This is a genomic window from Levilactobacillus sp. LN180102, from assembly GCF_050106635.1.
GTDB lineage: Bacteria > Bacillota > Bacilli > Lactobacillales > Lactobacillaceae > Levilactobacillus > Levilactobacillus brevis.
The window spans coordinates 17,984-44,023 of sequence record NZ_JBNIIX010000004.1 but is presented as its reverse complement, the minus strand read 5'-3'; the positions used below and the strand labels follow the sequence as shown (position 1 = coordinate 44,023).

Annotated in this window: 26 protein-coding genes; 21 read left to right on the top strand and 5 right to left on the bottom strand. The window is 45.3% G+C overall.

Going from position 1 to position 26,040, the window contains the following annotated elements; translation table 11 throughout:
* Positions 1 to 59: 59 nt before the first annotated feature.
* The 3 genes from ACP4IT_RS03810 to ACP4IT_RS03800 all read right to left on the bottom strand — a co-directional run bounded on the left by ACP4IT_RS03810 (position 60) and on the right by ACP4IT_RS03800 (position 3,066).
* Positions 60 to 1,019 carry a diacylglycerol/lipid kinase family protein gene (locus ACP4IT_RS03810; RefSeq protein WP_426855166.1) on the bottom strand — a complete coding sequence of 320 codons (960 nt, stop codon included), beginning with the start codon at positions 1,017 to 1,019 and terminating at the stop codon, positions 60 to 62.
* A 152-nt stretch (positions 1,020 to 1,171) separates the two neighbouring features.
* On the bottom strand, positions 1,172 to 2,851 hold the full coding sequence (rnjA, locus tag ACP4IT_RS03805) for a ribonuclease J1 (protein WP_011668085.1): 1,680 nt from the start codon (positions 2,849 to 2,851) through the stop codon (positions 1,172 to 1,174).
* A complete protein-coding gene (locus tag ACP4IT_RS03800) occupies positions 2,848 to 3,066 on the bottom strand; it encodes a DNA-directed RNA polymerase subunit epsilon (RefSeq protein WP_011668084.1) in 219 nt (72 codons plus the stop codon). Before ACP4IT_RS03800 ends, rnjA begins: the two co-directional genes overlap by 4 nt.
* Positions 3,067 to 3,269: 203 nt before the next feature.
* Here ACP4IT_RS03800 and ACP4IT_RS03795 point away from each other — a divergent pair, with 203 nt between their 5' ends.
* The gene (locus tag ACP4IT_RS03795) at positions 3,270 to 3,767 is read left to right on the top strand and encodes a hypothetical protein (RefSeq protein ID WP_024526766.1); all 498 of its coding nucleotides are present in this window, start codon (positions 3,270 to 3,272) and stop codon (positions 3,765 to 3,767) included.
* Positions 3,768 to 3,820: 53 nt separating this feature from the next.
* Here ACP4IT_RS03795 and def read toward each other — a convergent pair whose 3' ends face one another.
* Positions 3,821 to 4,381 carry a peptide deformylase gene (def, locus tag ACP4IT_RS03790; protein WP_011668082.1) on the bottom strand — a complete coding sequence of 187 codons (561 nt, stop codon included), beginning with the start codon at positions 4,379 to 4,381 and terminating at the stop codon, positions 3,821 to 3,823.
* 277 nt (positions 4,382 to 4,658) lie between these two features.
* On the opposite strand from def, the gene pdhA reads away from it, so the two are divergent.
* From pdhA to holA, 17 genes are all read left to right on the top strand, one after another.
* On the top strand, positions 4,659 to 5,774 hold the full coding sequence (gene pdhA / locus ACP4IT_RS03785) for a pyruvate dehydrogenase (acetyl-transferring) E1 component subunit alpha (RefSeq protein WP_011668081.1): 1,116 nt from the start codon (positions 4,659 to 4,661) through the stop codon (positions 5,772 to 5,774).
* Between the two features lie 2 nt (positions 5,775 to 5,776).
* Positions 5,777 to 6,754, top strand: coding sequence for an alpha-ketoacid dehydrogenase subunit beta (locus ACP4IT_RS03780; protein ID WP_011668080.1), 978 nt, complete (start codon positions 5,777 to 5,779; stop codon positions 6,752 to 6,754).
* A gap of 75 nt (positions 6,755 to 6,829) precedes the next feature.
* On the top strand, positions 6,830 to 8,149 hold the full coding sequence (locus ACP4IT_RS03775; RefSeq protein ID WP_011668079.1) for a dihydrolipoamide acetyltransferase family protein: 1,320 nt from the start codon (positions 6,830 to 6,832) through the stop codon (positions 8,147 to 8,149).
* 7 nt (positions 8,150 to 8,156) lie between these two features.
* Positions 8,157 to 9,584, top strand: coding sequence for a dihydrolipoyl dehydrogenase (gene lpdA / locus ACP4IT_RS03770; protein ID WP_011668078.1), 1,428 nt, complete (start codon positions 8,157 to 8,159; stop codon positions 9,582 to 9,584).
* A 206-nt stretch (positions 9,585 to 9,790) separates the two neighbouring features.
* Positions 9,791 to 10,699: a lactate dehydrogenase gene (locus tag ACP4IT_RS03765; protein ID WP_024855585.1), complete on the top strand. Its 909-nt coding sequence runs from the start codon at positions 9,791 to 9,793 to the stop codon at positions 10,697 to 10,699.
* A 1-nt stretch (position 10,700) separates the two neighbouring features.
* Positions 10,701 to 10,982, top strand: coding sequence for a UPF0223 family protein (locus tag ACP4IT_RS03760; protein ID WP_011668076.1), 282 nt, complete (start codon positions 10,701 to 10,703; stop codon positions 10,980 to 10,982).
* An 8-nt stretch (positions 10,983 to 10,990) separates the two neighbouring features.
* Positions 10,991 to 11,782, top strand: coding sequence for an inositol monophosphatase family protein (locus ACP4IT_RS03755; protein ID WP_011668075.1), 792 nt, complete (start codon positions 10,991 to 10,993; stop codon positions 11,780 to 11,782).
* A gap of 137 nt (positions 11,783 to 11,919) precedes the next feature.
* The gene (gene typA, locus ACP4IT_RS03750; RefSeq protein ID WP_011668074.1) at positions 11,920 to 13,764 is read left to right on the top strand and encodes a translational GTPase TypA; all 1,845 of its coding nucleotides are present in this window, start codon (positions 11,920 to 11,922) and stop codon (positions 13,762 to 13,764) included.
* A 153-nt stretch (positions 13,765 to 13,917) separates the two neighbouring features.
* Positions 13,918 to 15,072, top strand: coding sequence for an FtsW/RodA/SpoVE family cell cycle protein (locus tag ACP4IT_RS03745; RefSeq protein WP_011668073.1), 1,155 nt, complete (start codon positions 13,918 to 13,920; stop codon positions 15,070 to 15,072).
* Positions 15,073 to 15,093: 21 nt separating this feature from the next.
* On the top strand, positions 15,094 to 15,381 hold the full coding sequence (locus ACP4IT_RS03740; protein ID WP_011668072.1) for a YlbG family protein: 288 nt from the start codon (positions 15,094 to 15,096) through the stop codon (positions 15,379 to 15,381).
* Entirely contained in the window at positions 15,378 to 15,941 is a 564-nt protein-coding gene (rsmD, locus tag ACP4IT_RS03735; protein ID WP_011668071.1) for a 16S rRNA (guanine(966)-N(2))-methyltransferase RsmD, read from the top strand. Before ACP4IT_RS03740 ends, rsmD begins: the two co-directional genes overlap by 4 nt.
* Positions 15,938 to 16,423 (top strand): pantetheine-phosphate adenylyltransferase, encoded by a 486-nt coding sequence (gene coaD, locus ACP4IT_RS03730; protein ID WP_011668070.1) that lies wholly within the window; start codon positions 15,938 to 15,940, stop codon positions 16,421 to 16,423. Before rsmD ends, coaD begins: the two co-directional genes overlap by 4 nt.
* Entirely contained in the window at positions 16,424 to 17,473 is a 1,050-nt protein-coding gene (locus ACP4IT_RS03725; RefSeq protein WP_172757597.1) for a SepM family pheromone-processing serine protease, read from the top strand.
* Positions 17,474 to 17,573: 100 nt separating this feature from the next.
* Positions 17,574 to 18,269: a helix-hairpin-helix domain-containing protein gene (locus ACP4IT_RS03720; protein ID WP_172757598.1), complete on the top strand. Its 696-nt coding sequence runs from the start codon at positions 17,574 to 17,576 to the stop codon at positions 18,267 to 18,269.
* 48 nt (positions 18,270 to 18,317) lie between these two features.
* A complete protein-coding gene (locus ACP4IT_RS03715) occupies positions 18,318 to 18,797 on the top strand; it encodes a ComE operon protein 2 (protein WP_011668067.1) in 480 nt (159 codons plus the stop codon).
* A 50-nt stretch (positions 18,798 to 18,847) separates the two neighbouring features.
* A complete protein-coding gene (locus tag ACP4IT_RS03710) occupies positions 18,848 to 21,064 on the top strand; it encodes a DNA internalization-related competence protein ComEC/Rec2 (protein WP_225426735.1) in 2,217 nt (738 codons plus the stop codon).
* A complete protein-coding gene (gene holA / locus ACP4IT_RS03705; protein ID WP_011668065.1) occupies positions 21,061 to 22,089 on the top strand; it encodes a DNA polymerase III subunit delta in 1,029 nt (342 codons plus the stop codon). The genes ACP4IT_RS03710 and holA overlap by 4 nt, the downstream gene beginning before the upstream one ends.
* 73 nt (positions 22,090 to 22,162) lie before the next feature.
* On the opposite strand, the gene rpsT is transcribed toward holA, so the two are convergent.
* Entirely contained in the window at positions 22,163 to 22,417 is a 255-nt protein-coding gene (rpsT, locus tag ACP4IT_RS03700) for a 30S ribosomal protein S20 (protein ID WP_011668064.1), read from the bottom strand.
* Between the two features lie 277 nt (positions 22,418 to 22,694).
* On the opposite strand from rpsT, the gene rpsO reads away from it, so the two are divergent.
* From rpsO to ACP4IT_RS03685, 3 genes are all read left to right on the top strand, one after another.
* Positions 22,695 to 22,964, top strand: a complete 270-nt coding sequence (gene rpsO / locus ACP4IT_RS03695) for a 30S ribosomal protein S15 (protein ID WP_011668063.1) — start codon at positions 22,695 to 22,697, stop codon at positions 22,962 to 22,964.
* A gap of 202 nt (positions 22,965 to 23,166) precedes the next feature.
* Positions 23,167 to 24,999 (top strand): ribonuclease J, encoded by a 1,833-nt coding sequence (locus ACP4IT_RS03690; protein ID WP_011668062.1) that lies wholly within the window; start codon positions 23,167 to 23,169, stop codon positions 24,997 to 24,999.
* Positions 25,000 to 25,071: 72 nt separating this feature from the next.
* Complete coding sequence (locus ACP4IT_RS03685) at positions 25,072 to 26,001, top strand: hypothetical protein (RefSeq protein WP_024855592.1); 930 nt, start codon at positions 25,072 to 25,074, stop codon at positions 25,999 to 26,001.
* Positions 26,002 to 26,040 lie beyond the last annotated feature (39 nt).

Here is a 26,040-nt window from a genome sequence, read left to right as displayed (position 1 = left end):
ATGCTAATATTGAAAAGAGGCGTCATCACAATTGTGATGACGCCTCTTTTACTATGATCTTAGAGTGTGATGTCGAACCAAAAAGGATACTGTGTGACACCGACATAAACATCGAAGAAGCGACCACCCATTTCTTCTCCGTCTAACTGGCCGTATTCGATGGCTGGAACTGTCAGGTGGACCTTTGATACCTGATAGTAGTGAACGGCCTTAGACGTCAAATGACGCTTAAATACAAGTCGTAGGGCCAACCAAACCAATTTAAAGAAATTCGGTTTCTCAATAACGACCAAATGGATCTGATGATCGTCAATCGTGGCGCCGGGTGCAATGCCAACGCCGCCACCAAAGTAAGGGTGGTTTGTCGTGGTTACTAGAAAAGCATGGGGAAACATGTCGCGTTGATTACCTACATGGACCGTTAAGGTGAAACCGGTTTGGTTATAATACACACTGAGCGCGGATGCCAAGTAGGACAGGGAACCCAAGTGATGCCTGTTTAACCAAATTTTTGCTTTAGATTGATTAGCCTGAGAAATAATGGCAGCATCAAACCCAATGCCTAAATTATTAGTAAAGACGCCCCGTTCTTGTTTAATTGTTTCGTTGTAAGTACCGATATCGTAATTGGTGACGTGGGTACAATGAATGATCTGGTTAAGGGCTTGGTGCCAATCCAAAGACAGACCAGCACCGCGCGCAAAATCGTTGCCAGAGCCGATAGGTAGGTAAGCTACTGGAATGGGATGGGATCGCTTGATAGTGGTTAGACCATTGATAGCTTCGTGAAGGGTGCCATCGCCGCCAACGGCTAAGACAACCCAATCCTGATGGGGGCTGTCAGGCAGTTGTTTTGCAAATTGTTCACTTAATAATAGGGTATGGCGGGGATACTCCGAAACGGCCAATTGGTAGGAGACTGAAGCGGCATCAAGCCGTTCCTTGATCTGCGGCCAAAGCGTGCCGGCGTGACCACTTCCCGCATGTTCATTTAAAATGATATAGAACTGGACACTCACCGAACTGCTCCTCTCAAATTTTATTCCATCTTATTATAAACGAAAACCAGCATGGTGCCTAGTAGTTCTCCAATAACTTTGTCTGGTCATAAGAATTAATTCAGGAATTAAGACAATAAAAAAAGCCGAGATCAGCAATCTCGGCTTTTAAGCTACTTAGTCATAATGAACATCGGCAAAATCATCGGATGACGTTCTGTTTTTTCAAACAGGAAATTTTGTAAGTCATCAATCACCGCGTTCCGAATTGAAGCTTCCGTTGCTTTGGGATTACGCATGGCTCGGCGAATCGTTTGAAAGACGCGACGACGTCCTTCATTAAGGAGTTCACCAGATTCACGCATGTAAACAAATCCACGAGACAACAAATCAGGACCAGCTTTGATCTCTTGATTCTTCAAATCGATGGTTGCAACGACTACGACTAAACCTTCTTCTGAAAGTAGTTGGCGATCACGCAAAACCACGTTACCAATGTCACCAATACCAGAGCCGTCGATGTAAACATCCCCAGCGGTAAAGTGACCCGCTACCCGTGCAGAATCCTTAGTTAGGGCTAAAACATCCCCATTTTGAAGGATAAAGCTGTGGTCTAAGGGAACGCCACATTGTTCGGCTAACTCTGTGTGGATTTTTAACATTCGGTACTCACCGTGAATTGGCATGAAAAATTTAGGCTGCATCAAGCGTAGCATGAGCTTTTGTTCTTCTTGACCACCATGGCCAGACGTATGAATGTTATTGACCTTACCGTGGATAACGTTAGCACCAGCTTCTTCCAGTTCGTTAATCACCCGATTGACCGAAATGGTATTACCAGGGATTGGGTTACTGGAGAAGACCACCGTGTCACCGGGTTGAATAGCAATCTGGCGGTGGGTTCCATTGGCGATTCGTGACAATGCAGCCATCGGTTCACCCTGAGAGCCGGTACAAAGAATCATTACCTTGTTAGCAGGTAGGGAACGAATAGCATTTGCGTCAACTAGGGCGTCATCGGGAATATTTAGATAGCCCAATTCGCGACCGTTAACAATGGCTGCTTCCATCGAACGACCAAAGACCGCAATTTTACGGCCATGAGCCAATGCTGTTTCACAGGCAGTTTCAATCCGAGAGATATTAGATGCGAAAGTGGCGAAAATAACGCGACCTTCGACTTGGTCAAAAATCTTGCGAATCGATTTACCAACCCATTTTTCCGACTTGGTCCAGATCGGGCGTTCAGCATTGGTACTGTCAGACATAAGACAGAGAATGCCTTCAGCTCCGAGCTTGGCCATCTTTTGCAGATCAGGCGGCTGATTGGTAACGGGTGTTAAGTCGAACTTATAGTCACCCGTTTCCACAATAACCCCGACCGGTGTATGCACAGCGACCCCTAATGTGTCTGGAATCGAGTGGGTTGTCCGGAAGAAAGAAACGCTCATCTTGCGGAACTTAAGCACTGTATCATCATCAATTGCGTGTAGTTCAGTTGATTTAAGTAATCCGTGTTCTTCAAGTTTGTTCTTGATTAACGCAAGGGCTAATGGTCCCGCATATACGGGGACATTGAGTGCCTTGAGTAAATAAGGAATACCGCCAATATGGTCTTCATGACCGTGGGTGATCACAAGCGCTTTGATTTTAGCCTGGTTCTCAACGAGATACTGGTAATCGGGAATGACATAATCGATCCCCAATAGTTCGTCTTCTGGAAATTTAATCCCGGCATCAATTAAGATGATTTCATCTTGGAATTGAATACCATAGGTGTTTTTTCCAATTTCACCAAGTCCACCCACGCCAAAGATAGCAGTTTCGTTATTTTTGACGTTTAACTTGTTCATTCACTGAACTCCGTTAATTTGTAATTCGGATTCTGTTGTTCGTAAGCCAAGGTTTCTCCTTCGATGGCTTCAATGAATTCGATATTGTGTTCCGTGTGTGCTTCAACTAGAGCCCGCGCTTCAACTTCCGTTGGGGCTTCTAGATAAAGCGAATGCGTATCCTCGCGCTTAGGATTGCGCTTTTGGTCATTTTGATAATATACTTTATAAATCACAGACAAAACTCCTTTAATTAAACGATTTAATCCGTCACGACCTAGGGCCTAACAACGAATCATGGATGTTCTTTCCGAACTGCGGGTTGCTTACACAACAATTAGCACAATTTTAGCATAGTTTCCGCTGATTGTATAGAATTACCCCTAGACCGTAAAACATGCTATCATAAAAGAAAGACGAAACGAATGGAGGAAATGCCATGACTTCATTAATAGTAGAAGTAATTATTGGCATTGTCATTGCGGGAGTCATTTACGAAGTTATTCACCGAATGGTAGTGCAACGAGCAACAAGGATGGTGCGACGATCTGCACAAGATGAAACGGATGTCGCTGTCAAAGCGGCCTTGCAACGTTTAGTTAATGAACAGGTGTTGAGTGAAGCAGAATGTCAAATTCAATCAGCCGTGACGGTCGCAGATGTTTGGGGCCGGGGGGTTATGGCGTTTGAATACACATTATCCGTAGGCATGGCGGCTGAACACCGGTTGCCGGAGCTTGAGCGGGCATTTAACGCGGCTCTAGCCAGTTTTAGTGCGGATCATCAGGTTAAAACAGTTAGCACTGGTTCAGCGTTTGTTGTCAGTGATATTTGGGTATATGAAAATCAACTGCATTTAGATGTCGCTTACCTGGTCAATGAATCAACCGTAGAATATTTAAAAGATCTGAAAAAGTTAGACGATGTTGTTGAATAAATAAAAAGGATACCAAAATTTGGTATCCTTTTTATTTATCTTCTTAATTGTAACTACTCAATCATAATCATGTCATCATCACGGCTGAATGGTTGGTCTTTATTAATGTGATCGTAAAATAATGTGCCATGTAGGTGATCAATCTCGTGTTGACAAACAATGGCTGGATAGTTTTTTAAACGAACTTGGTGTTTTTCACCATTTACATCGTAATAACGTAAGGTAATCCGATCGTGTCGAGGGACAAATCCGGGTACATCTTTATCGACTGACAGGCAACCTTCACCCTCAGTCAAGGCACCAGCTTGGACTGATTCGGAAATGATTACTGGGTTAATAATAACATCCGTAAAGGGCGACTTACCATCTTCTTCAACAGGAGGAACTAAGACGGAAGCCATCTTTTTGGAAACGCCAACCTGAGGCGCGGCTAAGCCTACACCAGCACGTAGACCATATTTTTTACATTGTTCAGGGTCTTGTGAAACGACCAAATATTCCATTAAATCCTTAGCCAGTTGTTGATCCTCTTCTGAGAGTGGGAACGTTACATCCGCTGCTTCTTGGCGTAAAACTGGATCGCCATCACGGACAATATCTTTCATAAGAAACAAAGCGATTACCTCCGAAATTAAATCATAATTACCACCTATTATAACATAGGTATTGTGAAAAATGAAATGAAAAGAAAACGGTTGCGGTTTTCAAAAAAAGACGAAAACGGGCGAACACAATAGCCGCAATGATTCCCAACAAATCCGTTTATTCACAAGTATGAAAGGGCTTGCAAGGCCTGTGAAAAAATGGTACTTTATAAGCGTAGTCAGGAAACGCAACGTTAACTCACTTTTAGTTAACAATTTCATATCAAGTGAAAGGAAAGTGTTACTTATGGCTAATGGAAGCAAACAGATTGTAGACTTTGCCAAAATCAAAGCTACGATGGCTGACCCATACAAGCACCCGGTTCAAGTCATCGATCGCGAAGGCAAGGTTGTTGATCCAGACACGTTGGCAAAATATTCAGATGACCAACTTGTTGACTTCATGAAGAAAATGGTTTGGGAGCGTACGTTACACGAACAAACAATGAACTTCTCCCGTCAGGGTCGCCTCGGTTTCTATGCTCCAACTGCCGGTGAGGAAGCTAGTGAAATGGGTAGTGTTACCGCCTTTAAGGAACAAGACTACCTGTTACCAGCTTACCGTGATTTACCACAAATGATTCAACACGGGACTACCGTTGCAAAAGGTTTCTTATGGTCAAAGGGGCATGTTGAAGGTAATCAACATGAAAACCCTAATATGATGTTCCCACAAATCATTATCGGTGCGCAATATGTTGAAACTGCCGGTGTTGCTTTGGGAATTAAGAAGAACGGCGATGAAGATCGTGTCGCCTTTGCTTACACTGGTGATGGTGGGACATCACAAGGTGACTGGTATGAAGGGGTTAACTTCACCAGTGCTTATCAAGCACCCGCTGTTTTCTTTGTTCAAAACAATGGCTGGGCAATTTCCGTCCCACGGAAGAAGCAAACGGCTGCGGAAACGTTAGCTCAAAAGGCGGTTGCCATGGGTGTTCCTTCTGTCCAAGTTGATGGGATGGATATTGTGGCGGTTCATGAAGTTTCTAAAGCCGCTCGTGAATTTGCCGCAGCTGGTAATGGTCCAGTAGTCATCGAAACATTAACTTACCGGTATGGCGCTCACTCCTCTGCTGGGGATGATCCTTCGCGTTACCGGACTAAGGAAGAAGAAAAGCCTTGGTTCGATGCCGATCCATTGGTTCGTTTGCGGAAGGTCTTAACTGACAAGGGTGTTTGGTCACAAGATCAAGAAGACAAATTAGTCGACGGATACAAAGACGAATTCAAGCAAGCAATGAAGGAAGCTGAAGCAGCCCCTGCACAAAAGGTTTCTGATTTCTTGAAGTGGACTTACAATGTGCCTACTCCAGCTGTTAAGAAACAAATTGCAGAATTTGAAGCAAAGGAGTCGAAGTAATCATGGCTAAAATGACGTATATCAAAGCGATCACTTCCGGTCTGGATCAAGTGTTGACTGATGATCCTAAGACGTTAATCTTCGGTGAAGACGTTGGTAAAAACGGTGGTGTGTTCCGGACAACGGTTGATTTACAAGACAAGCATGGTGAAGATCGGGTCTTCGATACACCTTTAGCTGAATCAGGTATTTTAGGCTTAGCTATTGGTTTATCATTAACTGGTTGGCGGCCAATTCCTGAAATCCAATTCATGGGCTTTACGTTTGAAGCCATGGATGGGATTGTAGGCCAATTAGCTCGTGATCACTATCGTTTTGGTGGTCAAAAGAACTTCCCTGTTACGATCCGGACACCATTTGGTGGTGGGACTCATACCGCTGAAATGCACGCTGATAACTTGGAAAACTACTTTGTTAGCACCCCAGGGTTACGAGTGGTAACACCTTCCAATCCTTATGATGCTAAAGGCCTCGTGATTTCTGCGGTTGAAAGCGATGATCCAGTCTTATTCATGGAAAACTTGAAGTTGTACCGTTCCATGAAGGATGAAGTGCCTGATGACAAGTATACGGTTCCGTTAGACTCTGCTAAGGTTGTTCGTGAAGGTTCCGACATTACGTTGGTTGCCTACAGTGCTGAAGTCAACGAAGCTTTGACGGCTGCCGATGCCTTGGCTAAGGACAATATCTCTGCTGAAGTCATTGACTTACGTTCCTTGTCACCAATTGATACGGATACGATCTTTGCTTCTATTGATAAGACCCACAAGGTGGTTGTTATTCAAGAAGCACAACGCATGGCTGGTGTTGGTGCGGTTGTTGCCTCCGATATTGCCGAAGAAAAGATCATGTCATTGGATGCACCAATTGGTCGGGTTGCAGCACCAGATAGCGTTTACCCATTTGCCCAAGCTGAAAATGATTGGATTCCAAATGCCGATGATATTGAAGCCAAGGCACGTGAAATTTATAACTATTAAAAATCTTAAACTAATTGATAAAAATTAACGATGTGGGAGACATCCTGCATTAGATGAAAGAAAGGAAGTTTTCCCATGGCTTATACGTTCAAACTCCCAGAGCTTGGTGAAGGAATGGCCGAAGGTGAAATTTCTTCATGGCTTGTAAAAGAAGGAGACGCGGTTAAGGAAGACGACACATTAGTCGAAATCCAAAACGATAAGTCGGTCTCGGAATTACCATCACCCGTTTCAGGTACGATTTCAAAAATTGTTGCCCAAGAGGGGGACACTGTTGAAATTGGTGATCCACTGATTGTGATTGATGATGGATCAGATACCCCAGCTGATTTAAGCAAGGGTGGCGAAGAAAATGATGCAGCACCTGCTGAAGAAGCAGCACCGGCACCTGCCGAAGCGCCAGCAGCACCTGCTGAACCAGCAGCGGCTCCAACTGGAGTTCCTGCTGCTTCTGATCCCAATAAATTGGTTATGGCGATGCCATCGGTTCGTCAGTATGCACGTGACAAAGGCGTTGATATTACTCAAGTTGCGCCAACTGGGAATCATGGGCAAGTATTGAAAGCTGACATTGACAACTTTAATGGTGCGGCTGCACCAGCGGCCACGGCTTCAGCAACTACTGACGCTGCACCGGCTGGTAAGGCAGCTGCAGGTCAAGCAATCAAACCTTGGAACGCTGATAACCCTGATTTGGAAACTCGTGAACCAATGTCACCAATGCGGAAGATCATTGCCAAGAGCATGCGGACTTCTAAAGACATTGCGCCACACGTAACGTCCTTTGACGAAGTCGAAGTTTCAGCTTTAATGGCTAACCGTAAGAAGTACAAGCAAGCCGCTGCAGATCGCGACATTCACCTGACTTTCTTACCTTACATTGTTAAGGCTTTGGTTGCTGTTATGAAGAAGTTCCCTGAACTAAATGCTTCTATTGATGACACTACCCAAGAGATTGTCTACAAGCACTACTACAACATTGGGATTGCTACCAATACTGATGATGGCTTGTATGTGCCAAATATCAAAGCAGCAGATTCTAAGGGTATGTTTGAAATTGCCAAGGAAATCACTGAAAATACGCAAGCCGCTTACGATAACAAGTTAAGCCCTGCTTCCATGGCCGGTGGTTCCATCACGATTTCTAACGTTGGTTCTATTGGTGGTGGCTGGTTCACACCAGTTATCAACCAACCTGAAGTTGCTATTTTAGGGGTTGGCCGGATTGAAAAGGCTCCTTATGTTAATGAAGATGGCGACATTGCTGTTGGCCGGATGTTGAAGCTTTCCTTGAGTTACGACCACCGTTTGATTGATGGTGCCTTAGCTCAGAATGCTTTGAATGAATTAAAGGCCTTGCTGCATGATCCAGAAATGTTGTTAATGGAAGGGTAGGAATAATATGGCAGATGTTGAAAAAAAGGACACCGTCATCATCGGTGCCGGACCCGGCGGTTACGTTGCCGCCATTCGGGCTTCTGAATTGGGGCAAAAAGTAACCTTAATTGAAAAGTCCGATACCCTTGGTGGTGTCTGCTTGAACGTTGGTTGTGTACCGTCTAAAGCCTTAATTCAGGCCGGTCACCGGTTGGAACAGGCCAAGGATGGGTCCACTTATGGAATTTCTACAGACTCAGCCACAATTGATTTTAAGAAGACCCAAGAATGGAAGCAAAAGAAGGTCGTTGATCGTATGACCAGCGGCGTTAAGATGCTGATGAAGAAGCACCATGTTGACGTGGTCAGTGGTGAAGCTGTTTTCCTCAGTGACACACAGTTACGGGTAATGCCGACAGGCGAAAAGCAATTCATGTCAACTGACACGGGTCAGACTTTCGAGTTCAATAATATTATTATTGCCTCTGGGTCACACCCAATTCAAATTCCTGGCTTTAAGTTTGATGGTCGGGTTGTGGATTCAACTGGTGGCCTGAATCTGCCAGAGATTCCTAAAGAATTTGTTGTCATTGGTGGTGGCTACGTCGGTACGGAATTAGCCGGAGCCTATGCAAGTTTAGGTGCTCATGTTACCATTCTTGAAGGAAGTCCATCGATTCTGCCTAACTTTGAAAAGGACATGGTTTCTGTTGTTCTGAAGAAGTTGAAGAAAAAAGGTGTGGACGTTATTACTAACGCAATGGCCAAGAGTTCTAGCCAAGATGATCAAAGCGTTAGTGTTACCTATGCGGTTGATGGCAAGGAATCGACAATTAAAGCCGATTACTGCATGGTTACTGTTGGTCGGCGGCCAAATACCGATGACTTAGGGCTTGAATACACCAAGGTTGAGTTAAACGATCATGGTCAAATCAAGGTCGATAACCAAGGCCGGACAGCTTCCGAACACATCTGGGCTGTTGGTGATGTGGTTCCTGGTGCTGCATTGGCTCATAAAGCCTTTGCCGAAGCCAAGACGGCAGCTGGTGCGATTGCTGGTAAGAAGACGGCTAACGACTGGTTAAGTGTTCCAGCAGTTTGCTTCTCTGATCCAGAAATTGCGACCGTTGGTTACAGTGAATCAGCTGCAAAGGATAAAGGAATCAAAGTGAAGACGGCTAAGTTCCCATTTGCTGGGAATGCCCGGGCTGTATCTTTGGATTCCCCAGATGGTTTTGTTCGATTCATCTATACAGATGATGACAACCAAAACATCGTAGGTGCTGAAGCAGTTGGTCCTGAAGCCAGCACGATGGCTGGTGAATTATCAGTGATCGTTAATGATGGCTTGAATGTTGAGGATGTGGCGTTGACTATTCACCCACACCCAACGTTAAATGAACCAATTCAAGAAACGGCTGATATTGCTTTGGGCTTCCCAACGCATATCTAAAGTTTTGTGAAATAAGCAGTATGTGTATTGAGAGATTAGGGCGAAAGCTCTGATCTCTTTTTTTGTATAATACTGGAATCGATCAGCCAATAGTGTGAAATACCTCGCATTTGTGAAAAAAGCCGACTAACAAACTTGCTATCCAGTGGGGCTCATTTATAATGTAGCTATGTGGTTATTTACGGAATACACCGAGGAGGGGTGTTATGAAACCGACGTTAATTATTCAGGGGACCATTACCCAGGCCAGTCAATTATTACAACAATTATTAATTGCGGATCTACCTTTAGACTGTGTGGTGATGCCTGATAGAACAGAGGATACACCGCGTTACCAGTCGTTAGTGGTCGCCAGTGCATTATGTTCACACTTTGACTTGCGTGTTGGAACAACCGCTGATTATGGGCAAGCCACCTGGTTGGTCATTTTAGATCGAACGACGGATGATTCGGCTGTGGCGACTGAAATAGCGGAACTGCGGGTCTTTATGAATCGGATTGTTCAAAATGGGTTCAAAGGACAGCTCATTTTTGGTGGCGCGCATGACGAACAACTAAGCTACTTTGCTTGGAAGTTTTCTGGACTTCAAGCAAATCAAATTTGGGGATTAGGCACCTACCCGTTGGCTCGATTATTAACGGCTAGGTTGGCAGATCATTTAGGCGTTGGTTCAGCTGCCGTACAGGCGACGGTGATTGGAACGGCAGACTTGCCCATTGTCGTTTGGAGTCGAACATATATTGGTCCAGTCCCCATCCTGATGTATTTGGCCAATGCCGATACGAAAATTAGTGCTGATGATTTGGATAAGATGGCAAATTGGCTGCAACGGGAGGCCAAGGGAGATCAAATTAGTTTGCGCTTAATGGCACTTATTGAGCTGTTAGAGGCCGCTTTAAATGATCAACCATTAATTGCTCCAGCAACGACAATTCACACGGAAACTCCGGATTTTGCGGCCGCAACACCGGTGCTAGTGACGGCTAGTGGCGTTAAGCATTTGACGAATCTAATTTTGTCGGAAGATGAACAACAAGACTACAGCGAACAAGTCACAACTTTGCGAGCTAATATTGATGCGATTGAAAATCAGCAAACGGAGGGACGGGGTTAGATTGGCAGATAGTTATGAGTACCCATTGATGGCAGAGTGGTCAACAACGGATATTATTGCCGTTACAACACTATATCAGTGTGTAGAAGCAGCATATGAACAACCACAAGGAGTTGACCGGCACGCCTTATTACAGGCTTATCAGGATTTTCAACAAGTGGTTCCACAAAAGTTTGAAGAAAAGCAACTTGATCAGGCGTTTCAGACGGTCTCCGGATATAGTATTTATCGGACTGTTAAACAAGCCCGGGCAACGGACGGTATGGTTAAAATGAAGGGATGAGCATCAGCATGGAACAGGAGTGGCAACAACTAAATGAACAGGTTGTGTCGTTGCTAAAAACTGCACGCCAGCAAGTCTTACAAAAAATGCAAGAACCGCTGACGGTGGCAGCAAAGTCGAATCGTAAGGATTTAGTTACGAATATTGATAAGAGCAATGAACAATTTTTAATTGCTGGTATTCGCCGAATTGATCCTACCGCGCGTGTTTTAGGTGAAGAAGGCTTTGGTGACGCTTTGACGGACTTAAAGGGCCGCGTGTGGATTGTTGATCCAATCGATGGCACGATGAACTTCGTCAAACAACACGATCATTTCGCAATGATGATTGGTATATATCAAGACGGTGTCAGCCAGTTGGGGTACATTTATGATGTGATGAATGATATCTTATACGCCGGTGGACCACAGTTAGGTGGCGTGTGGGCTAACGAACGTCAATTGACGGCGCCGACTGATTTGGCATTGTCTGAGGGCCTGATTGGTGCCAGTGGGCCGCTGGTCATTCACGACATTGCACATATGCAAGCGATTGTTCATGCTAGTGCTGGAATGCGGGTGTACGGTAGCGCTGGTATTGAAATGATCCATATTCTAGAGGGAAAGTCATTGGGTTATATTTCACATTTGAAGCCATGGGATATTGCGGCTGGAAAAATCTTGTTGGAAACGTTGGGCGTTCAGGTCTCAACTATTGACGGGCGACCACTCGATATGCTATCATCTAACCTTGTACTAGTAGCGACGAAAAAAGCGCAACGTGATATTCTCCAAATTGAAGAAGATGACGTCTCACTGTGACCCCTGTCACAGTTTTTTTATGCGGCTGGCCGGTACGGATGGACTTTACCAGCTATTGACGCTACAATAAGCGTACTTACCGAGGTAAGCGCGCCGTGATCCATCTAATTTACCAAGCATGAAAGGAAGAAATACACTTGAAAATCAGAGATGATATCCGCAACATTGCCATCATTGCCCACGTTGACCACGGGAAAACAACCTTGGTTAACGAAATGCTTAAACAATCCGACACGTTAGATGAACACGCGTCAATCGAAGACCGTGCCATGGATACGAACGCCATTGAAAAGGAACGGGGCATTACGATCCTGTCCAAGAACACGGCCGTTCGTTATGGTGATAAGCAAATCAACATTCTGGATACCCCAGGACACGCCGACTTTGGTGGTGAAGTTGAACGGATCATGCGCATGGTTGACGGCGTTTTGTTGGTTGTCGATGCCTATGAAGGGACGATGCCACAAACTCGGTTTGTTCTGAAGAAGGCGCTGGATCAACACTTAACCCCTATCGTGGTTATTAACAAAGTTGACCGTGAAGGTGCCCGTCCTAGTGAAGTGGTTGATGAAGTTTTGGACCTATTCATCGAATTAGGTGCTGACGAAGATCAATTGGACTTCCCAGTGGTTTATGCTTCTGCCATGAACGGAACCTCCAGCTATGAACCAGAATTGGATACGCAAGAACACACCATGAAGCCAGTGTTTGACACCATTGTTAAGCACATTCCAGCACCAATTGACAACACGGATGAACCTTTACAATTCCAAGTTGCTATGCTGGATTACAATGACTTTGTGGGTCGGATTGGGATTGGCCGGATTTTCCGGGGCAAGATCAGAGTCGGTGACAGCGTTACAGTTATGAAACTTGACGGTAGCAAGCAAAACTTCCGGGTTACCAAGCTCTTTGGTTTCTTCGGGTTAAAGCGTTTGGAAATCAACGAAGCCCAAGCGGGTGATTTGATTGCCGTTTCTGGGATGGACGAAATCAACGTTGGGGAAACGGTTGTTGCCCCAGATACGTTGGAGCCACTTCCTGTTTTACGGATTGACGAACCAACGTTGCAAATGACTTTCCGGACCAATGACTCACCATTTGCTGGTCGTGAAGGGAAGTTCGTGACGTCTCGTCAAATCGAAGAACGCTTGAAGCGTGAACTGCACACCGATGTTTCCTTACGAGTGGATGATACCGATAACCCAGGTGCTTGGATTGTTTCTGGCCGTGGGGAATTGCATTTATCTATCTTAATTGAAACAATGCGTCGTGAAGGTTACGAACTACAAGCTTCTCGTCCAGAAGTTATCTACAGAACGATTGATAACGTTCGTTGCGAACCATTTGAATCCGTTCAAATTGATACGCCGGATGAATACACGGGTTCTATCATTGATACCTTGTCACAACGTAAGGGTGAAATGAAGAACATGGAAGCTGTTGGTAACGGTCAAACTCGTTTGACGTTCTTGGCACCTTCTCGTGGGTTGATCGGTTATTCAACTGAATTCCTATCATTGACACGTGGTTACGGAATCATGAACCATACCTTCTCTAAGTACCTACCAGTTATTAAGAACTGGAACCCAGGTCGTCACAATGGGACCTTGGTTTCAATTAACTCTGGTAAGGTGACGACTTATGCCATCATGGCTGTTCAAGATCGGGGAATTATTTTCACCGATGCCGGGACAGAAGTGTATGAAGGGATGATTATTGGGCAAAACAGCCGGGATAATGATATTTCCGTGAACATTACGCGTGGCCGGAACCAAACTAACGTCCGGGCCGCTGGTTCTGAAGATATTGCCAAGGTTAAGAGCCCACTGAAGATGTCTCTGGAAGAATCATTGGAATTCATCAACGAAGACGAATACTGTGAAATTACACCAGAACATGTTCGTCTGCGGAAGCAAATCTTAAATACGGGTGAACGGGAAAAGGCTGCTAAGAAGCGCCGGACTGCCGCTCGTAAGTAATTTAAAATTTAATTGAATCTTTACCGGTGAGAGTCGTGGGTCTACCACGGCTGTTGCCGGTTTTTTTGTGGTAAAAACCGGCAACAGCTATGCTATAATGAAAACATTCGATTGCCGCGTGGCGGTAGAGTAGACTTGGAGCGAATGAATCGTATGCGAAAGTTAAAATATTTAGATTATTGGCTATTAGTGCCTTACATGATTTTAAGCATTTTTGGGATTGTCATGGTTTATTCAGCGAGTGCCGATATTGGAACTCAAAATGGTGGTAGTCCGGGCAGTTATCTGGTGAAGCAGGCTATTTATGTGGTATTGGGCTTAATGATCCTGACGGTAATGGTTTTGATGAATTTACAGAAACTGCGGGATAAAACGGTCTTAAAATACGCGGGGTATGTGGCGCTAGGATCTTTGTTCTTATTATTAGTAATGGGACAGACGATTAATGGGGCAGCAGGATGGTTTCATGTTGGCCCGGTTAGTATTCAACCAGCCGAGTTCGTTAAATTTTATTTGATCATTTGGTTGGCTAATGTGATTGCCCAACGACAGGACCGAATCCAGCTAGAGGGTTGGTGGGTAACGATGCGTCAACCCCTCATCATTTGTTGTGGCATTGTTGGATTGATCTTGTTGCAGCCTGACTTGGGTGGTGCAACGATTAACGGCGCCATTATTTTTGTCATGATTTTGGCGAGTGGCTTTAATTCACGGTTAGCTAAAACGATATTTGTTGGCGCCTTTTTCATCATCGTTGGTGTTTTCTTTCCCATTCTGATCAAAATATCTGAACTGGGTTTTGCTAAGAACGTTTATCAACTACAACGGATTGTGGCTTTTGTGAACCCATTTGAGCATTCGCAATCGGTAGGGCAACAGCTGGTTAATTCATATTATGCGTTGAGCAATGGTGGAATTTTTGGCGTTGGTTGGGGAAATAGTATCCAAAAAACGGGCTATTTACCGGAACCCAATACCGATTTTATTATGGCTATCTTAGCGGAAGAACTGGGGCTGATTACAGCTCTGGCAGTGATTATGCTGTTGTTTGTCATTATCCTGCGAACCACGTTGGTTGGGGTTCGAAGTAATTCAACGTATCAAGCGCTAATTTGTTATGGCGCCGCGACTTACCTAACAGTGCAGACCTTGTTTAATCTTGGTGGTGTGCTAGGAATGTTGCCCATTACGGGAGTAACTTTTCCCTTTATCAGTTATGGGGGCTCCAGTACGTGGACATTGGCATTGGTACTAGGTTTGGTGATGAACATTAGTGCCCGGCAGAAGCGGTATCGAGCAACTCATTAATTTTCGAGGAGGGTTTTAGCGATGGCTTTTACGATTCAACCACGACAAAGTTTGATCGTGTATACGTATAGCTTAAAACAAACGCGACAGTTAAAGCGTTATGGTACAGTGATGTATGTCTCTAAAAAGATGCGTTATGTGGTCTTATATGTGAACCGAGAAGATGTAACGAAACTCACGGATCAACTGACCCATTTACGGTTTGTGAAGCGGGTGGTTGCTTCTTCACGGCCAACGATTAACGAGACGTTCAATGGTGTCGCCGCCGAAATGGTCACAACAACGGAAACCGAGGATGATGATGAATGAGAATTGTAGCTGGAGATTTTGGTGGGCGTCGGTTAAAGGCGGTCCCTGGAATGGCCACACGGCCGACAACTGATAAGGTTAAGGAAGCACTCTTTAACATAATTGGTCCTTATTTTGATGGGGGTCGTAGTTTGGATCTTTTTGCGGGATCTGGTGGACTCAGTATTGAAGCCGTTTCGCGGGGAATTTCCCAGGCGGTCTTAATTGACCGACAATATGCGGCAATTCAAACGATTAAAGATAACGTGGCAGTCACTAAGGCACCCGAGAAGTTTGAAATTCTGAAACGAGACGCCAATAAAGCGCTAGTTGAATTGGGTCGTCGTGGAGATCAGTTTGACTTGGTGTTCTTTGACCCCCCTTACGCACAACAAAAAATTCTAGCGCAAATGGCACAGTTACGTGAGTTGAAAGTGCTAGCACCAGCAGCTCGGATTGTTTGTGAGACTGATCAACAGGCTGCGTTGCGAGATGATGTACCGGGATTTGAATTTGTTGAGCGGCGAGATTACGGTATTACGGAGTTGACAATCTATCGGTTGGGAAGTGATGATCAGTGACAATTGCAGTATTTCCCGGAAGCTTCGATCCCTTAACCAATGGTCATGTCGATCTGATTACGCGGGCTAGCCGAATGTTTGATCAGTTAATTGTGACGGTTGGAAAAAACACCTCAAAGCAGGGCCTGTTTACCACGTCTGAACGGGTGGCCTTTATTGAGGCCGCGATTGCTGCTCTTCCAAATGTGACAGTTCAAGTCGAGCAGGGATTAACGGTTGATTTCATGAAGTCAGTACAGGCTACCGTTTTAGTACGGGGTATCCGGAATAGTACTGATTTTGAATATGAACAGGGTATCGCTAATTTGAACCGTCACTTGGCACCTCAGGTGGACACGGCTTGCTTAATGGCTGATCCTCAGTATCAATATGTTTCTTCTAGTTTGTTAAAAGAAGTTGCTCGATTCGGTGGCGACCTTAAGCAGTTGGTCCCATCAATGGTTGCCAAAGCGATGGTTGCCCGGTTAGAAGGTGACCATTAGGTGTGGAATTTAACGCGACGGCAATGGCGGCAGATTCTAGTAACGGTGATATTAGCACTTGCAGTGTTGCTATTTTTTCTGTGGCCATTGCCCAAGTATATTGAGGGTCCCGGTGAGGCAGACAATTTGAAATCATTTGTCACAGTTGACAAACATCCCGATAAGCATAAGGGAAAATATATGATTACCTCAGTTGCGTTGGCGCAAGCTCGTCCAGTTTCCTACCTCTATGCCAAATTTAATCCTTATTACAGCATTGAGAGTGTAGCGTCAGTGACGGGTGGCGAGAGTAATGCGACCTACGATAAAGTTCAGAACTTTTATATGAAAAGCGCCATCAATGAGTCAATTTATACCGCATATCGGGCGGCCCATAAAACGGTGAAGCGTCATTATTTGGGAATTTACGTTTTGAGTGTTGATCGTCAGTCACCCTTTGCCCAAGCGTTAAAGGTGGGCGATACGGTGACGGAGGTAAATGGTCATCATTTCAACTCTATGACGGGATATCAACGATATATCCAGCGACAAAAAGTGGGACAACGGGCGACCATTACGTATCAGCGCAATGGTAAAACACACCACGTAACTGCCAAATTGATGCGATTGCCAACGAAAAAAGCGGGTATTGGAATTACTTTAACGGATAACATCAAAGTTAGTGCTCGGCCTAAAGTGCAGGTGAACCCCGGCAACATCGGTGGTCCGTCAGGCGGTTTAATGTTTAGCTTACAGATTTATACGCAAGTGACAGGGCAAGACTTACGTCACGGGCGTAAGATTGCAGGAACCGGAACGGTTGATGGTGACGGCAACGTTGGCGAGATTGGTGGTATTGATAAGAAAATTATCGCTGCTAAGCGCGCAGGGGCGACGGTCTTCTTTGCACCCTACGTGAAACCGACAAAATTGTTACTGAAGTATGAAGAACAACACCAAACGAATTATCAATTGGCTAAGGCAACAGCGAAAAAGTATGCGCCGAATATGAAAGTTGTGCCAGTAAAATCGTTTGACGATGCAGTTCATTACTTAAGGACACACCGTTAAATAACTTAGAAGCTTGGTTGGGATTGCCGACCAGGCTTTTTTTAATGTCTTTGAATATTTGGGAAAGTTATTTCGGAGTTAACCCAAAGGAGGCGTGAATGTGGAAAAAATCAAAATGTGGTGGTCACTACTTAGTGAGCGACAGCGATGGTACGGGCTGCTGGTAATCGTTGGGGTATTAGGAATGGGTGGGTGGTGGTTAACCAGACCAGTTGCTAACCCAGCGTTTCCAGCAAGTGTCCCTAGTGCAACGCAAGCGTCGGCAACAAGTCGAGCTGGTCAAGTGGCAACCAGCCCGACAGCCAGTAATAGTCAGGTGGCCAGTAGTCACGATGAGCGAGTATTTGTGGACGTTCAAGGCGCAGTTAAGCATCCGGGGTTATACCAGTTTTCATCAACCATGCGGATAGCTGATGCCTTGAAGGCGGCGGGGGGACTAGTGGAACGAGCTGATCGACAACGGATTAATTTAGCAATGCGCCTGACGGATCAACAACAGGTTTATATCCCACTGAAGGGGGAAAAGGTGTCCGAAACAGCCGGAAGCGTCCCAAGCGGGTCAACCGCCACTACGGCAAGCAGTCAGGCGACAGGGACACCAGTTGCGGTAGTCAATTTGAATACCGCAACCGTAACCGAGCTCCAACAGTTGACCGGAATCGGTGAAAAAAAGGCCCAGAAGATTGTGGATTATCGCACGGATCATGGTCATTTCCAATCGGTTAAGGACCTCGCACAAGTACCGGGTTTTGGCGAAAAAACGGTGGCTAATTTACAAGATCAGCTCACTACTTAGCCGGTGGTGGTATACTGATAAAATAACTTAATTAAAGGAGCAATCAACGTGAAACGAGAACGAATTCCCTGGGATCAATACTTTATGTTACAGGCGTTGGTGATGTCGACACGAAGCACGTGTAACCGTCTGTCAGTTGGGGCAACAATTGTCCGTGATAAGCGAATCATTGCTGCCGGCTATAATGGCTCAGTATCGGGTGATGATCACTGCTTAGATGAGGGATGTTACCTAGTCGATGGGCACTGTGTTCGAACCATTCACGCTGAAATGAATGCCGTTTTGCAGTGTGCCAAGTTTGGTGAAGCAACTGATGGTGCGGAAATTTATGTCACGGATTTTCCATGTTTACAATGCACAAAGATGTTATTACAAGCGGGGATTACTAAAATTACGTATATGCGTAATTATCATAATGATCCATACGCTCAGAAGTTAATCGCTCTAAAGAACGTCACTTTGAATCAAGTGACTGTCGATCCGGCGTTGTTAACGCACCTCTCGTTTGATCAACCCGAAACCCATTAGTGGGTCATAAATACGCGTTCTTTATGGTATTACCGTTGGTAGCGGTAAGCGTGATAGTTGGCGGCCACTTTTGGGGTGGTCTAGGTCTTTTAGGCCTAACACTGGGGCGTATTCTTGCCTTACGAAATTGGAAAGTAGCCCTGATGGCGGTGATTGCCGTGGGGGGCTTTAGTGGCTATCTGTTAGGTCGCGAGCAGCAAATTAATCGGCGACAGTTACCAATTGATGCTAATCAATCGGTTAATGTGGCACTCAGGATCCAGCCCGACGCAGTCGTTTTACGGGGCGCTGCCTATTATCTGGTCGCCCAAAACGTTCAAACCGGTGAGTGGATGAGTGTCCGGGGCTATGCCAAATCGGCAGTTGAGCTGCATGCGTTGCAGCGACTGCAGCAACCGCAGATCTGGCAGGTGGCAGGACAACAGCAAGGAATCCTACCGGCGACAAATGTTAATCAGTTTGATGCAGCAGCTTATTGGCGGCATCGCGGAATTGTTAAGTCACTTAAAATAACGACAGTCAATCAAAGATCACCGGCAACGAGTCACTGGTATCAGTGGTTTAACGATTGGTGGCATGTTCGGCGAGCACAACTTATTCAGTATTGCGATCAGTTGCCCGGTGCACTACGGATTTATGCATTGGGATTATTTCCGGGGAGTCGGGCAGCAGAGACGGCCAATGAACTTCAAGGGATGCAGCAATTGGGGTTATTGCACTTGTTTGCAATTTCCGGATTACACGTTGCCCTATTATTAACAGCATTGGAATGGGTGTGTGTGCATCTGAAAATACCTCGAGAACATTGGGAGTGGCTCACGTTACTCAGCTTACCCGGCTATTTTATACTGGCTGGGAGTAATAGTGGCGTTTTGCGGGCTTGTTTGATGCGTGGTAGCCAACTGGCTAGTAAAAAACTGGGAAGCCAGGTAGACACGTTAACGGCTTGGTCATGGGCATTATTTGTGGGTTTACTGATCAATCCGGGATTAGTATTTGAATTGGGAAGTCAGCTGAGTTATGGTTTGTCGCTGGGACTGATTTTTTTAACGCAAGAGACACATTGGTGGCGGCAGATCGGGTTAACCTTACTCGGGCTACCTAGTCTGCTTAATGGTGTCTATCAATGGCATGGTTTAACGTTACTGGCCAACTGGTTGATTGTCCCGCTGTTTCCGGTCGTTATTTTGCCGATAACCATCGTTGGAACGCTTAGCTTTCTTTGGTTACCAGGACTTAGTCACGCGTGTGCCTTTTTATTAGAACAGTTAGACCATGGTTTACGGCTTGTTGGTAGTTGGCCAGGGAATATTTTGTTTGGTAAGCCGTGGTGGGGATTTTGCTGGTTATGGTGGGGCAGTGCGTGGTGGCTGTTCTCAAAACCAGTTGCTCAGCGCCGGCGTTGGTTACTTGGTTTATTGGCTAGCTATGGTCTAGCGTTTGGTGTCATTCATTTACCACTCCACGGAGAGGTCACTTACTTTGATGTGGGACAAGGCGACAGTATTTTAATTCGCGAGCCGTTTAATCGTCGGGTGACCTTAATTGATACGGGTGGGCATTTGTCCTTTGCGCAGCCTAAATGGGTGCCCAAAACAGTTCCCACGTACGCCGCCACCCAGACCAATATTAACTATCTAAAGAGTCGCGGAATCAGTCATATTGATGACCTTTATTTATCCCACCATGATGCCGATCATATTGGCGATTTACCAGCAATTTTACAAGCCTTTCGAGTGGAGCGGATCTTAGTCCCGGCTGGGATGGAAACCGAGACGGGCTGGCAACATCTATTACGGGGCGTGCGTCAATCACCGCCTGTGGTGCCCATCACGGTTGGGCTGCAACCACGCTTACAGGTTCGGCATCCATTTACGGCAGCCCCCGCAGAAAACGGGCAATCAACAGTCCTTCAGGGATCCTTTGGTGGCTTGAATTTCTTGTTTATGGGGGATCTGGATCAGGCTGGAGAACGGGCGATGCTGTCGGCGGATGTGCACTTACGGACGGACGTGTTAAAATTAGGACATCACGGCAGTAAGACGGCAACCGCACCGGACTTTGTGGCCCAGATTCAGCCACGGTTAGCGATTATTTCGGCTGGTCGTCAAAGTCGGTATGGTCATCCCCATGAAGAGACCTTGACGACCCTACGGCAGGCACAAGTTCCAGCTATCAGCACCCAAACAAGCGGTATGATTCGCTATGTTTACGCCGGTGACCATGGATACTGGCAAACTAAACTAAAAGGAGTGGTCAAACAGTGACCATTAATGAACTTTTAAAGACTTTGGCAACGGGGCAAACCTTATCTAATGTTTATGTCATTTTAGGACAAGCGGATTATTTTCAACGACGACTCAAGCGGGGCTTTAAACAACAAGTCCCAGCGGAAGAACAAACGATGAATTTTGCCAGTTATGATATGGATACGGTACCTCTGGCGGTGGCTTTGGATGATGCCATGGCAGCGCCGTTTTTTGGTGAACGTCGGGTAGTATGCATTGATAATCCCCAGTTTTTGACTGGGGAAACGAAAAAACAAAAGGTGGAGCATGATATAGATAGTCTCCAAAAATACTTAGAATCACCGATGCCGAGTACCGTGCTGGTGTTCTTTGCGCCGTATGACAAATTGGATGCCCGCAAGAAGGTTACCAAACAATTAAAAAAAGTGGCAACTATAGTTGAAATTAATCAATTTAGCGAACGTGATGTGCGACAGTTTGTGACGGATCAATTAAAGCAGGATGGGTATACGCTGGAACCAGCGGCTTTAAATGACTTGATTCAACGAACAGATGCTGATTTGACACTCATTATGAGTGAACTACCCAAGTTGGAGTTGTATACATTACCTGAAAAGACTATTACCCAAGCGGCAATCTCTGGGTTAGTTACCCAAACATTGACCCAAAATGTTTTTGATTTGGTTAATCGTGTATTAGCAAAGAATACGGCAGGGGCGGTAACCTTGTACCGGGAGTTATTGCAGGCAAAAGAAGAACCGCTAAAGATTAATGCTATTTTGCAAGGACAATTTCGATTGTTGATTCAAACCAAGGTTTTGGCCAAGCAGGGATATAGCCAAGGCAAGCTAGCCAGTATCCTTAAAGTACATCCGTACCGGATTAAATTAGCACTGCAAACGCATCGCCGATTCCAATTGACAGACTTGAATCGCGCTTATTTGGGCCTATTTCGGGTGGAGAAGCAAATGAAATCGACCACTATGGATCCTGAATTGTTATTTTCATTATTTATGACCCAGTTTGCCGGGACGGCAGCATAAGAAGCAGCAAAAAAGGGCGTTGACCATATGGTCAACGCCCTGATTGCATCATCTAATCATTTTGATTAATTGATTATTTAGCTAAACGTGCAGCCATCCGTGACTTGTCACGGGAAGCCTTATTACGCTTGATTAAGCCCTTTGAAGCAGCCTTGTCAACTGCGGCACTAGCCTTACGGTATAATTCTTCCGCATTGTCGGCGCCAGCGGTCTTAGCTTGTTCAAAACGCTTAACGGCAGTCCGCATCGTACTCAATTGAGCAGAGTTACGTTCGTTAGCCTTTACGTTCGTCTTCGCACGTTCGATTGCTGATTTGATAATTGGCATGAAAATTTCACCTCCGAATGAGATATCCTGGTACCGGAAATCTTAATTTCAACGTAAGTTATTATACAGAAGCCGCCGACCGAATGCAATAGCTGAGAACGATTAAATGTAAAGTAATTTTACTTGATAGGCTGTAATGGGAAAAAGCTTGCTATTTAATGCGAATTCTCGTATGATAAATAACTGTGCTAAGCACAAACCTCTTACTTAGTTCGTCAGGCGGCCACCGCCGGCTTACTCAGTTCGGGGCACTTATTTGAAAGGTGGTACTTTTACCATGGCTATTAGTCAAGCAAAGAAGAACGAAATCATCAAGCAATACGCTCGTCACGAAGGTGACACGGGCTCAACTGAGGTCCAAGTGGCTGTTTTGACCGCTGATATCAACGAAATCAACGTTCATATGCAAGAACACCGTAAAGACTTCCACTCACAACGTGGGTTGATGAAGAAGATCGGTCACCGTCGTAACTTATTAGCTTACTTGCGGAAGACTGACGTTCAACGTTACCGTGAATTGATCAAGAGCTTAGGCTTGCGTCGTTAATTCGTCGCACCGAGTCCCTTTCCATCTTTGGAGAGGGGCTTTTTTCTTTGCCCTCGCAACCAGATAGTTCTCTAAAATTGTAAAGTATGGTAGACTGAAAGAAGTTTAATCATGGACGAATGTGGGCAAGTCTGCCCAGCAGAAAACACTGGCAATCAGCTAGGATTGAATTGAAACGATAAAAGATACTTGAGGTGAACTTATGAGTGCAAAGATTAAAATTATCCCGTTTGGCGGTGTTCGCGAAAATGGGAAAAATATGTATGCCGTCGATGTTAACGGCGGAATTTACATTCTTGATTGTGGGTTGAAGTACCCGGAAAATGAATTGTTGGGAATTGATGTTGTCATTCCAGACTGGACGTATTTACGGGAGAATAAGGACCGAATTGTGGCGGTTTTCCTAACACATGGTCATGCGGATGCGATTGGGGCACTACCTTATTTTCTGAGCGAATTTAATGTGCCTGTCTTCGGATCAGAAATGACCATTGCCTTGGCTAAGATTAATGTTGCCGATGAACCGAAAATTAAAAAGTTTGATGATTTTCACGTCATTGATGAAAAAACAGAAATTGATTTTGGCGATGTAGTGGTTTCATTCTTCTCAACCACGCATTCAATTCCTGAATCTTTGGGAATTGATTTGAAGACAGATGAAGGACAAATCATCTATACGGGTGATTTCAAGTTCGATCAAACGGCTAAGCCGGGTTATCAAACTGACTACGCACGTTTAGGCGCAATTGGTCAGGCCGGGGTCTTAGCGCTGTTAAGCGATTCGGCTAACGCTGAAAATCCGGCGATGAACGCCTCTGAACAGAGCTTAGCAGAGTCGATTGAAGAAACATTTCACTATCGAGATAGTCGTGTGATTGTGGCTTGTGTGGCGTCAAACATTCTGCGAATCCAGCAGGTCTTCGATGCAGCCGCTAAGACGGGGCGCAAGGTTTGTTTAACCGGTAAAGATTTAGAAAAAATCGTGAATACGGCCATGGAACTTGGCAAGTTGACGTTTGATGCCGACTTATTGGTGACTACGGATCAATTGGATGATTTGGCACCCAATGAGATTGTTATCCTACAAACTGGGAAGATGGGCGAGCCAATTAAAGCCATTCAGCGGATGGCTAATAAGCAGGAAAAGGACTTTAACATTCAAGCGGGCGATTTGGTGTACATCACGACAACGCCATCACATGCGATGGATACGACGGTTGCCCAGACGCGAGATATGGTCTATCGAGCGGGTGGCGAAGTAAAAGCCATTTCTGATGAATTGAATTCGTCAGGTCATGCTTACAAGCGGGATTTACAGTTGATGTTAAACTTGATGAAGCCCAAGTTCTTAATTCCAATTCAAGGTGAATATCGGCTACTCAATGCCCATGCTGACGCGGCCATGGAGTTAGGTATTCCAGCCGATCACATCTTTATCTTATCTAAGGGCGATGTTTTAACTTATGCTCAGGGTGATATGGGCTTAGGCGAAGGTATTGATGTGAGTGATACCATGATTGACGGAATTGGTGTTGGTGACATTGGAAATATTGTATTACGTGATCGTAAGGTCTTAGCAGACGATGGGATCTTTATTGCGGTGGTGACAATCGATCGTAAGAAGAAACAAATTGTGGCTGATCCTAAGATTACATCACGTGGGTTTGTTTATGTTAAGGCCAATAAGGACTTGATGCAGGAAAGTTCACAAATTATTCGTAAGGCAGTTCAGAATAATTTGGATAACAAAGAGTTTGACTGGGGACACTTGAAGCAAGATGTTCGGGAACACCTTAGTCATTACCTGTTTGAACAAACTCACCGCCGGCCCGTTATTTTACCGGTCATTATGGAAGTTAACCAACATCACCGACGGACGACTAAGGAAAAGCCAGGTGCCGGTGCAACAAATGAAAAACCGGTTACTAAGTCAGCGCCTAAAGCTAAAGCTGAACAAACAGCTAAGCCGACGCATAAGCCACGTCGTAACCGTAAGCGGCGGCCAACGAAAAAAACGACAACAGATAACGCATAAATTTAAAACGGGTCGCCAGTCCAGTTAGGCTAGCGACCCGTTTTGCCATCACTTTAAGGAGGCCTATTGGCTATGACAGAGTTTTCCAGTCCGGCTGCACGCGAGGAGGCATTAAATGCCGCTCGCCAGGCTTTTGACAAGCAACAGTGGTCACAGGCCAGCAGTTTGTTTGAACGTTTATACACGGACGATCAGACCCCACAGCTTAATCATAAAGTGGTTGCCAGCCTGTATTACGATCAGCAGTATTTAAAGGCAGAACAACTTGCTGCTGAGCAGGACGGTAGTTATTTAGACAGCGAAGCTGATTTTCAACTGCGGTTAGATGTGGCCCTAGAAAACCAGCAGTTTATTTTTGCCCGTGAATTTTGTATGTTACCAGCTGCCAAGCCTTGGCGTCAAAGTGGACTGGCTCAAATTACGCAGGCCGAGACACGTTCGCAATCACGCTTAGAAGAAAAGCAGCGGATTGTGGCCAAGCAGTTCTATCATTTGGGAGATGTGAGCTTCCTGGAACAACGCCAACGTTTAGAACAGGCGCGTCAACTACCATTAGATTTGTTTATGCAGGGAGTTCAGTACTTGCTAGTTGATCCATTTTTACATCCACTAATGCGAGCAACTTTACTGGAGGAGTTGTTGCGACTACGAGTAACGGCTACCGTGAAACTTCATTGGTTGGATGACCAAGTTCACACGTTGAAGACCCAGGATTTAAGACCAGTTAATGCCAGTCGTGCGGCTGCGGCTATTCAGACTTATCTCCAAGGACAACTGGGACAACAGGACCCGATCTTGGCTGCTAATTTACAGCAAACAGTTACGTTACAGTTAATGATGCTCTATCCGTTCATCGATCGCGTAATCACCTATCCGCAAGCTTGGGTCCAATTGGCGGGAGACTTACCGGTAACTGGAACAGTTTCTGATGAGCAACTGGCACAGATACGTGACTGGCAAGCGCGTTTGAACAAGTATCTGAGTGCCCTTTTAGGTGAATAATCGGGTAAAATACCGAAAAACCTGAAAATGAGTGATTTT